8 protein-coding genes are annotated in these 9,133 nt (G+C 57.1%); 7 read left to right on the top strand and 1 reads right to left on the bottom strand.

What is annotated here, in order from left to right; translation table 11 throughout:
- Window positions 1–250: 250 nt before the first annotated feature.
- The 7 genes from acs (at window position 251) to uppP (ending at window position 8,443) form a co-directional block, all read left to right on the top strand.
- Complete coding sequence (acs, locus tag ACUVTA_RS07050) at window positions 251–2,230, top strand: acetate--CoA ligase (RefSeq protein WP_445952250.1); 1,980 nt, start codon at window positions 251–253, stop codon at window positions 2,228–2,230.
- Window positions 2,231–2,500: 270 nt separating this feature from the next.
- A complete protein-coding gene (locus ACUVTA_RS07045; RefSeq protein ID WP_445952249.1) occupies window positions 2,501–2,800 on the top strand; it encodes a DUF485 domain-containing protein in 300 nt (99 codons plus the stop codon).
- Between the two features lie 17 nt (window positions 2,801–2,817).
- Window positions 2,818–4,356, top strand: a complete 1,539-nt coding sequence (locus ACUVTA_RS07040; RefSeq protein WP_445952248.1) for a sodium:solute symporter family transporter — start codon at window positions 2,818–2,820, stop codon at window positions 4,354–4,356.
- A 146-nt stretch (window positions 4,357–4,502) separates the two neighbouring features.
- The gene (locus ACUVTA_RS07035) at window positions 4,503–6,407 is read left to right on the top strand and encodes a DUF294 nucleotidyltransferase-like domain-containing protein (protein WP_445952247.1); all 1,905 of its coding nucleotides are present in this window, start codon (window positions 4,503–4,505) and stop codon (window positions 6,405–6,407) included.
- A 28-nt stretch (window positions 6,408–6,435) separates the two neighbouring features.
- Window positions 6,436–7,155 (top strand): 3'-5' exonuclease, encoded by a 720-nt coding sequence (locus ACUVTA_RS07030; RefSeq protein WP_445952246.1) that lies wholly within the window; start codon window positions 6,436–6,438, stop codon window positions 7,153–7,155.
- A gap of 23 nt (window positions 7,156–7,178) precedes the next feature.
- Window positions 7,179–7,583 (top strand): thioesterase family protein, encoded by a 405-nt coding sequence (locus ACUVTA_RS07025; protein ID WP_445952245.1) that lies wholly within the window; start codon window positions 7,179–7,181, stop codon window positions 7,581–7,583.
- Window positions 7,584–7,660: 77 nt separating this feature from the next.
- Complete coding sequence (uppP, locus tag ACUVTA_RS07020; RefSeq protein WP_445952244.1) at window positions 7,661–8,443, top strand: undecaprenyl-diphosphatase UppP; 783 nt, start codon at window positions 7,661–7,663, stop codon at window positions 8,441–8,443.
- A gap of 116 nt (window positions 8,444–8,559) precedes the next feature.
- On the opposite strand, the gene ACUVTA_RS07015 is transcribed toward uppP, so the two are convergent.
- Window positions 8,560–9,024: a bifunctional nuclease family protein gene (locus tag ACUVTA_RS07015; protein ID WP_445952243.1), complete on the bottom strand. Its 465-nt coding sequence runs from the start codon at window positions 9,022–9,024 to the stop codon at window positions 8,560–8,562.
- Window positions 9,025–9,133 lie beyond the last annotated feature (109 nt).

Genomic DNA, 9,133 nt, shown 5'->3' with positions numbered 1-9,133 from the left:
AAGGTAGCCGTTAGCTTCTGAGTTGCCCAACTAATGTTTCATATCGTGGAACAATTATTAAATCTATAAGCAAACTTGGTTATCTTACCTTTTACTTCCCCATAAGCATCTGTTTAAGTCGCATTTCTGACCTTTCACGGCGTATTTGTTGCCTTTAAACCGCTAAACATTTCCGTTAGCTCCCTTCTAATCCTATAATTTTAACATACTGTTTCGTAATGTGAGGCATCATTTGGGGAGGGAGAGCGGGATGGCTAAGGAGGCAACTATCGACACTCTGCTGGAGGAAGAAAGAATCTTTTACCCGCCCGAAGAGTTCACGCGTCAGGCGAATGTGAAGAGCAAGGAGATTTATGCCGAAGCACGGGCCAATCCTCAGCTCTACTGGGCGATGCAAGCCGAACGGCTCGACTGGTTCCGCAAGTGGGACCGGGTGCTGGAGTGGAATCCGCCGTTCGCCAAGTGGTTCGTAGGGGGCAAGCTCAACGCTTGCTACAACTGTGTTGACCGGCACCTGAAAAGCTGGCGGCGGAATAAGGCAGCGATCATCTTCGAAGGGGAACCGGGCGACAGTCGTGTTCTCACCTATTGGGACCTTTACCGGGAAGTTACCCAGTTCGCTAACGTGCTGAAGGAGCTTGGGGTCGGAACTGGCGACCGGGTGGCGATTTACCTGCCGATGATTCCGGAACTAGCGATCGCGATGCTGGCCTGCGCCCGGATTGGTGCGCCGCACAGTATCGTCTTTGGCGGCTTTAGTGCGGAGGCGCTGCGCGACCGGATCAACGATGCGGGGGCCAAGGTTCTGATTACTGCTGACGGTGGTTGGCGGCGGGGAAAGATTGTGTCGCTTAAAAGCAACGCGGACGCGGCGCTTTCCCAAACGCCTACCGTGGAAAAGGTTGTCGTCGTGCGGCGAACCGGCCGGGAGGTAAATATGCAAGAAGGCCGGGACCTATGGTACCACGAATTAATGGCGAAAGCCCCCGTCGGTTGCCCGGCGGAAGAATTGGACAGCGAGCATATGCTCTTCATCCTTTACACGAGCGGCACCACAGGTAAGCCTAAAGGCGTGGTGCATACCACGGGGGGCTATCTGGTAGGCGTCAGCACCACCCACCAGATGGTCTTTGATATCAAGGACAGCGACGTTTACTGGTGCACCGCCGATATCGGCTGGATTACCGGACATAGTTATGTTATTTACGGGCCGCTCGCCAACGGGGCGACTACGCTTATGTACGAGGGGGCGCCGGACTGGCCGGCGCAGGACCGCTTCTGGGCGATCATCGCGAAATACGGGGTCACCGTCTTTTACACGGCACCGACGGCGATCCGGGCTTTCATGAAGTGGGGACGGGAGTGGCCGGCGCAGCACAACCTCTCCACCCTCAGGCTCCTCGGGACGGTCGGCGAGCCAATCAACCCGGAGGCCTGGATGTGGTACTACGAAAATATCGGTGGCGGACGCTGCCCGATTGTCGACACCTGGTGGCAGACCGAGACGGGGATGATCATGATCAGTCCTCTGCCCGGAATTACACCGCTCAAGCCCGGTTCGGCCACCGTACCGCTTCCGGGTGTAGAGGCAGAGGTAGTAGACAAAGAGGGCAACCCGGTGCTGCTTGGGGAGGGTGGGCTGCTGGTGATCAAGGAGCCGTGGCCCGCGATGCTGCGGACGATTTACGGCGACGACCAGCGCTACATCGACACCTACTGGGCCAGGTTCAAGGATAAGGGATATTACTTTACCGGGGACGGTGCAAAGCGCGACTACCACAATTACTACTGGATTCTCGGCCGGGTAGACGACGTGATTAACGTGGCCGGGCACCGGCTTAGCACGATGGAGTTAGAGAGCGCCCTGGTGGACCATCCGTGGGTGGCCGAGGCGGCGGTAATCGGTAAATCCCACGAGATTAAAGGTCAGGCGGTCGCGGCCTTTGTTACCCTAAAGGCCCGGGCCTTTGAGGAGTTAAAAGCGGCGAAACGGAGTTTCAAAGAGATCGAAGCGGAACTTAAGGCGCACGTGGCCAAGAAGATCGGGGCGATTGCGCGGCCGGACGACGTCTTCTTGACTGCCGAGCTGCCGAAGACCCGCAGCGGCAAGATTATGCGGCGGCTGCTGCGGGATATCGCCGAAGGGCGGGTGCTCGGTGACACCTCGACCCTTGCCGATCCGGCGGTTATTGCGGAGTTAAAGACGAAGTACGGGGCGCAAGAGGCCTGAATGCAGGCATCAGCGACCGGTAGGTTTAGGCCCGAACGGCATTGCACCGTTCGGGCCCCATTTTAATCCTTGGGGCCTTTTTGTATTGCCCCGCGGTTTATAATCCCCGAAAATTTGAAACAAGGTTTCACAATCTTCCCGGGAAGAAACCCGCTATCCCCAACGCCAATAGGTAGCAGCGCCATTCATTAGTGAAGGGAGGGACCAAGGGCTTTAGATGAGTTTTTAATATGGTTTGGCAAGTTTAGAGTTAAGGAGGGTCAAGGTTAAATGAAAGATCTTCACAAGATTGAGGAGTTACATGAGTTTAAGAGTCTGGTACGGTCTCGCTGGGCGGTAGCCGGTATCCTTACGCTTTTGGTATTTGTGAGTTACTACGGGTTCGTCTTGATGATCGGTTATTCTAAAGGGACTTTGGCTCGTAAGATCAGCGAAGTTACGACTCTGGGGATTCCGTTAGCGGTAGCCGTGATCGTCTTCTCCTTCATTCTCACGCTGGTCTATGTTTTCTGGGCCAATTCGAGTTACGATACCAGGGTCGAATACCTGAGAAAATCGCTTGATAACTAGGCAAACGGGGGGTTTTTATGCCGAGCGCACTGGGGCAACCAACAACTTCAGGCATACTCTTCTTTCTACTTTTTGTCGGTATTTCGCTGGTGATCACTTACTGGGCGGCGCGCCGGACAAAGACGACGGCGGAGTACTACGCCGCAGCCCGGAGTATAACCGCCTTTCAAAACGGCTTGGCGTTGGCGGGTGACTACATGAGCGCGGCGTCGTTTCTCGGTATTGCGGGGATGGTTGCGCTTAAAGGGTTCGACGGGATGATCTACGCGGTGGGCTGGCTTGTTGGCTGGCCGGTGTTACTTTTCCTGGTAGCTGAACCACTCCGTAATTTAGGTAAGTACACCTTCGCTGACGTCGTGGCTTACAGGCTGCAAAATAGGCCCATCCGGATTGCGGCGGCCATCGGCGGTATTTTGACGGTAACCTTTTACCTGATCGCCCAGATGGTCGGCGCGGGCAACCTCATCAAGTTGATGTTCGGCTTCTCTTACGAAACCGCGATCATTATCGTGGGCGCCGTGATGCTGGTTTACGTTCTCTTCGGTGGGATGATTGCTACTACCTGGGTGCAGATCATCAAGGCGGTGCTCTTGCTTGCCGGGGTAACGTTCCTAATGCTCCTGACGCTGGCCCGCTTCGGTTTCCAACCGGGGGCGCTTTACGCGGCGGTGGCCGCTAAGTACGGGCAGGCGGCACTTGAGCCGGGAAGGCTGGTGAGTAACCCGCTCGACGCGGTTTCACTGGGCTTGGCGCTAATGTTCGGTCTTTTAGGCTTGCCGCACATCCTGATGCGCTTTTATACCGTTCCGGACGCGAAAGAAGCCCGGAAATCGGTGGCCTACGCGACTGGCTTTATTGGTTACTTCTACTGCATCATCCCGTTGGTTGGGTTTGGCGCTTCGGTACTGGTCGGGCGGGAAGTTATCGGGACCGTTGACAAAGGCGGCAACATGGCAGCGCTCCTTCTTTCGGAGTTTTTGGGCGGCACGCCTCTCCTTGGGTTTATCGCGGCGGTGGCCTTCGCCACGATCCTGGCAGTGGTCGCGGGGCTAACGCTGGCTGGGGCCTCGGCCCTTTCCCACGACATATACGTTAACGTGGTAAAGGGCAGCCAAGCGACCGAGATGGAGCAGGTCAAAGTGGCGCGGGTGGCGACCGTTCTTGTTGGTATCTTGGCCGTGATCCTTGGTATCGTTTTCAAAGGACAGAATGTGGCCTTCATGGTCGGGCTGGCCTTTGCGGTGGCGTGCAGCGCGAACTTCCCGGCGCTTTTCCTCTCCATCGTCTGGCGGAAGCTCAGCACGGCTGGCGCTACGGCCTCAATCATCGTGGGGGCGCTTCTGGCGACAACGCTTATCATTCTGAGTCCTACGGTCTGGGTGGATGTATTTAAGCATCCCGCTCCCATCTTTCCGCTGAAAAATCCGGCTATTGTCTCTATGACTGCGAGTTTCATCACGGCTTTCGTTGTTTCCTTACTTACGCCGGAGAAAGAAGCCGAAAACCGGTTTGAGGCGGAGAAGGTCCGGACCTATCTTGCTCTGGGCGCCGAATAGGAGGTCCTGCCGGGGTGATACGGCGCCTCTCCCGCGCGGCCCCCGGGACGATTCTTAGCGGTTGAGCCGGGTCTTGCTTTTGAGACCCGGCCCTGCCGCTTTTCCGAACGCTGAACGTTTAACGCTGGCCTCCGGGAAGCGATAGCGTGGCTGATACGTTGGCGTTACTTAAAGAGACGCCGCCTTTTTCTGAATTAACGGAGACGGTGCTGCGAAAATGTGCCGGGGAATTCGGGCTCCGGGTCTACCCGAAAGGAAGTTATATTTTCCGGCAGGGCGAGCCCTCCCAGGAGGTTCTTTTCATTGTCGTCTCCGGTCTCGTAGAGATTTTGCTCCCGACAGGTACGGGTGAGGAAAAGACAGTGAGCCTGCGCCGGCCGCCGGAATTTTTCGGCGAAACGGTCTTCTTCTCTAACGAAGCCTACCCGGCCTCGACACGGGCGGTGGAAGAAACCTGTTGCCTGCTTGTGCCGCGGCGCTGTTTTGAAGAGTTGATGGCGACCAGCCCGCGTTTTGCCGGATATTTCAGCCGGATGCTTGCCGACCGGATGAAGCACCTCTGGGAAGGAGTCATCCGGGAACAGTGTCTCGTAGGGGGGCAGGGTGGGGAGCGGCCCTTCCGGAAACGGCTCTACGAAATCATGAGCGCTCCTGTAGTAACCTGCTGCGAGGATAATACCGCTACCGAGGTAGCGCAGCTGATCAGCAACAAGCAGGTGAGTTCGGTAGTGGTCATTGATCAAAGCGGCAGCCCGGTAGGTATCGTTACGGAGAAGGACCTGGTGAAAAAAGTGCTAGCCGCGTACCGCCCGGGTTCAGAGCGGCTGCGGGCGAAAGAGATCATGGAGCCCAAGCCCATAATTCTGCCGCCGGATGCCCTTTTCCAAGAGGCGCTGTTAGCGATGGTCCAGCGGCAGCTCAAGCACGTAATCGTTGCGGAGCGCGGTATGGTCCGGGGAATGGTTACCCTGGCCGACCTGGTTCGCACGCAGAATGTGGACGCCCTAAGCGCCTTGACGACCATTGACCGGGCGCGCGATTTCCGGGCCTTACGGGCGGCAGTGCAGCAGATTGACCGCCTGGTTTCCGGTCTGGTCGCCGGTCAGGCAACGGCGGCTGAGGCCGGCGTGCTTGTCTCGGAGCTCTACGACCGGCTGGTAGCCCGCCTGCTCTTTTTGGCGGAGGAAGAGCTGTACGCGGAGGGGAAAGGGCGAGCACCCTGTGGCTATTGCTGGCTTAATATGGGGAGCAGCGGGCGGCGCGAACAGGTGGTGCGCACGGACCTCGATAACGCGCTCATTTACGAGGTTCCTCCTCCCGGGCAAGAGGCCGCTTTCCAGGAGTATTTTTTGGCGCTCGGCGAGAAGGTAGTTGCGGGTCTGGTTGAGCTCGGCTTTGCGCCTTGTCCGGGGAAGGTGATGGCTAATAACCCGGAGTGGTGCAAGTCGTACCCGGAGTGGCTGCAAACAGTGCGGGGATGGATGCGCCAACCTCAGGGCGAATGGCTCCGCAAAATGACGATTTTCTTTGATTTTCGCCCTGTATACGGGCGTTTCTCCCTCGCTGCGAGTTTGTGGGAAGCTATCTTTCAGTGGCTCACCGCGGAAGAGGTTATCCTGCACTTTTTGGCCCGGGACGCGGTGACGAAGAAGATCCCGCTTAATCCGTTCCGGCAGATTGTCCCGGAGAAGTCGGGACCACATAAGGATGAGGTCGACCTTAAGAGCGCGGTGCTGATTCATTTTGTGGATTGCCTTCGTCTTTTTGCGTTGCGGGAAAAAATTGCGGCGACGTCGACTTTCGACCGTCTTCGCGGGCTGGTCGAGCGCAACGTTTTCGCGCCGGAAGAGGCCGAAGCTTTCGGGTTGGCTTACGATAACGTGATGATGCTCCGTCTCCGCCTTAATTTAGAACGGCTCAGCCGGGGGCTAAAACCTTCGAACTACATCAATCCCCGGCAGCTGACCCGCCGGGAGCTCAACGTCTTGCGCGAGGCGCTAGTTGTGGCTTCCCGGCTGCAGTACCTCACCCGCATGAGCTTCCGGGTGTAAAGGGGCGCGACGGTGGCAAACGGTTGGGGTGAAGCGCTTGTCGCGGGTTTATCATCTTTTGCAGGTCTTCGATAGCTTTCGCATCCGGCTGCGGCGGGCGAATTGCCGGGCGGAAGAAATAAGGATGGTTGTAGACGAGCTGAACAGGTGGCGGGAAACGGGGGTACCGCTTGGCGAGCTCACCTACGTAGCCTTTGACTTGGAAACCACTGGCCTTTACCCCTTCGGCGGCGACCGGATTACGGCTCTCGGTGCGGTGCTGGTAGAGGAAGGAAAGGTTACCGGTGAAAGGTTTGAACGCTTGGTAAATCCGGGACGTGCGATCCCCCTGGAAACGGTGCGACTCACCGGAATTGCTGATAGTCTCGTGGCAACGGCGCCGCCGGTGGAAAAGGTTCTGCCTGAGTTTCTTGGTTTCTTGAGTCAGGGGGTGCCCGTAGGGTTCAATGCCGATTTCGACCTCGCCTTTTTGAATTTGGCGCTACGGCCTTTCGGCCTAAAGCTTAAAAGGACCACGGTTATTGACGTGTTGACGCTCATCCGGGCACTCAACCCCAACTGGGAAAACTTCCAACTCGACGAGGCCGCACGTTTCTACGGGGTGCCGCTTGTCCACCGCCACTCGGCGCTCGGTGACGCCGTTATCCACGCCCGGCTTTTTTTACGGGTGCTATCGCTGCTAGAGGAAAGAGGGATTTATACGTTGAAGGAATTAAAGAGCTATCTCCATTACAGAGGGTTATGGTAATTTCGAAGTAGGGAGAGGTAGAGATGAAGCTTGTTAGGGGGCTTAAAGGTACCGTTCGGGCCGGAGTTCGTAGCGAGGATACGGCGATAGCTCAGGGGAGCGGGACGGTACCGGTTTTAGCAACGCCCCGGCTATTGGCGGTAATGGAGGCGGCAGCGGTAGCGGCGCTGGCAGGGGCGCTGGAAGAAGGGCAGACATCGGTGGGGACAAGGGTTGAGCTTGAGCACGTGGCGGCCACCCCGGTGGGGATGGAAGTAACTGCCACGGCAGAGTTAGTGGGGATTGAGGGGCGGCGGCTCGTATTCGTGGTCGAGGCCCGGGATGCTGTGGAGGTAATCGGCCGTGGCACGCACGAGCGTTTTATTGTCGATGAGGCGCGCTTCCTATCGCGGGTGGCGCAGAAGAAGGGGGCGCGGGAAAATGGTTGACAGAGGGGGTCTTGTGCGTTAGATTTTAGGTATGGGCTTTGGGTCGGCTGGGTTCATTTAGAACGAGGGGCTCTGAGTTGAGTATCACCGAGGCGGTCGTTTTAGGTATTGTTCAGGGACTTGGGGAATTCTTGCCGATATCGAGCTCGGCGCACTTAGTGCTCACCCCTTGGTTTTTTGGGTGGCCCGACCCGGGCTTGAGCTTCGATGTAGCACTTCATCTCGGTACTCTGGTGGCGGTTATCGCTTATTTCTGGCGCGATTGGCTTATCCTCGCCACCCATGGTCTAAGAGGTACGCGGAGCCGTGAGGGCAGACTTTTCTGGTACCTGGTGGTGGCGACCGTACCCGGGGGCCTGGCCGGGATGGTGCTCGAAAAGTACGCGGAAACCACCTTTCGTGCTCCTGGGCTTATCGGTCTGATGCTTATCTTTATGGGGCTGATCCTTTACTGGGCGGACCACCGGAGGCCACGCGCCCGGGGCATCTGGCAGGTGGGATGGCGCGAAGCGTTCTTGATCGGTTTAGCTCAGGCGCTGGCTATAGTACCAGGAGTCTCGCGTTCCGGAGCTACTATTGCCGCGGGGCGCTTTCTGGGGCTCGACCGGGAAGCGGCGGCGCGTTTTTCTTTTCTCCTCTCCCTACCGATCATTTTAGGGGCTGGCCTTTTCAGTTTGCGGCATATCGGCGCCCAAGACCTGACCCTCCCCTTCTGGGTAGGGGTGGTTATTTCCGGCATTACCGGTTTTGCAGCGATCGCGTTTCTTTTGCGCTTTGTAGTTACCCGTAGTTTCAACGTCTTTGTTTGGTACCGCGGCATCTTAGGGTTGCTTACCATCGTGACGGCGCTCAGCCGGTAAAAAGGAGACTTGGGGAGGAACAAGGAAAACCAGACGGCCAAAATGCGCGGCCATAAAGCGCGACGGGAGTCAGGCGGTTAAAGAGAAGCGGGGCTTTGCGCCCCGCTTTCGCAATTTCAGTGCAGCTTTCTTTCTTTGGATAACCTCCTGATCCTGGTTTCCTCGCTTGCGTCCTGACTGTACAGTTCTTCGGGCATTAGGGCGTAGTCAGCCACCTTTTCGGTGATATAGATCGGGGTTACGGTGCGTAGCGCCAAGGCTACCGCGTCGCTCGGCCGGGAGTCGATCACTATCTCTTGGTTGTTCACCTGTAAATGAAGCTCCGCGTAATAAGTGCCGTCGCGGACGTCGCTGATGATGACACTCGCTACCTTTGCGCCGGTTCGGTCGCAGATCGTCTTCAGGAGGTCGTGCGTTAACGGGCGGCCGAGGCTTGCGCCTTCGAGCGCTAACGCGATCGACTGGGCCTCAAATGGCCCGATCCAGATAGGCAGCATCCGGTTGTTTTTTTCGTCGGCCAGGAGCAGCACAGGGTTCATCGCTGTATCGAAGGCGATCTCTTTAACCTTAACGGGTATCATCGGCCTCACCTCCCGGGTTTTGGTTGATTAATTTTTAATTAATGATTCCACTGCTGAAAGTACGCTGTATCTCCTATTCTCCCCGAGTTTTTCGGGTTCCGGCAGTCTT

It is taken from the genome of Thermodesulfitimonas sp. (assembly GCF_052743955.1).
Note: the sequence above shows the minus strand (reverse complement) of the source record. Positions and strands in the feature narration are given on the sequence as shown.

Excerpts from the sequence above, each read along its gene's own strand:
- ACUVTA_RS07040 (WP_445952248.1), top strand. The coding sequence starts at position 2,818 with ATGCCGAGCGCACTGGGGCAACCAACAACTTCAGGCATACTCTTCTTT.
- acs (WP_445952250.1), top strand. The coding sequence starts at position 251 with ATGGCTAAGGAGGCAACTATCGACACTCTGCTGGAGGAAGAAAGAATC.
- ACUVTA_RS07045 (WP_445952249.1), top strand. The coding sequence starts at position 2,501 with ATGAAAGATCTTCACAAGATTGAGGAGTTACATGAGTTTAAGAGTCTG.
- ACUVTA_RS07025 (WP_445952245.1), top strand. The coding sequence starts at position 7,179 with ATGAAGCTTGTTAGGGGGCTTAAAGGTACCGTTCGGGCCGGAGTTCGT.
- ACUVTA_RS07015 (WP_445952243.1), bottom strand. The coding sequence starts at position 9,024 with ATGATACCCGTTAAGGTTAAAGAGATCGCCTTCGATACAGCGATGAAC.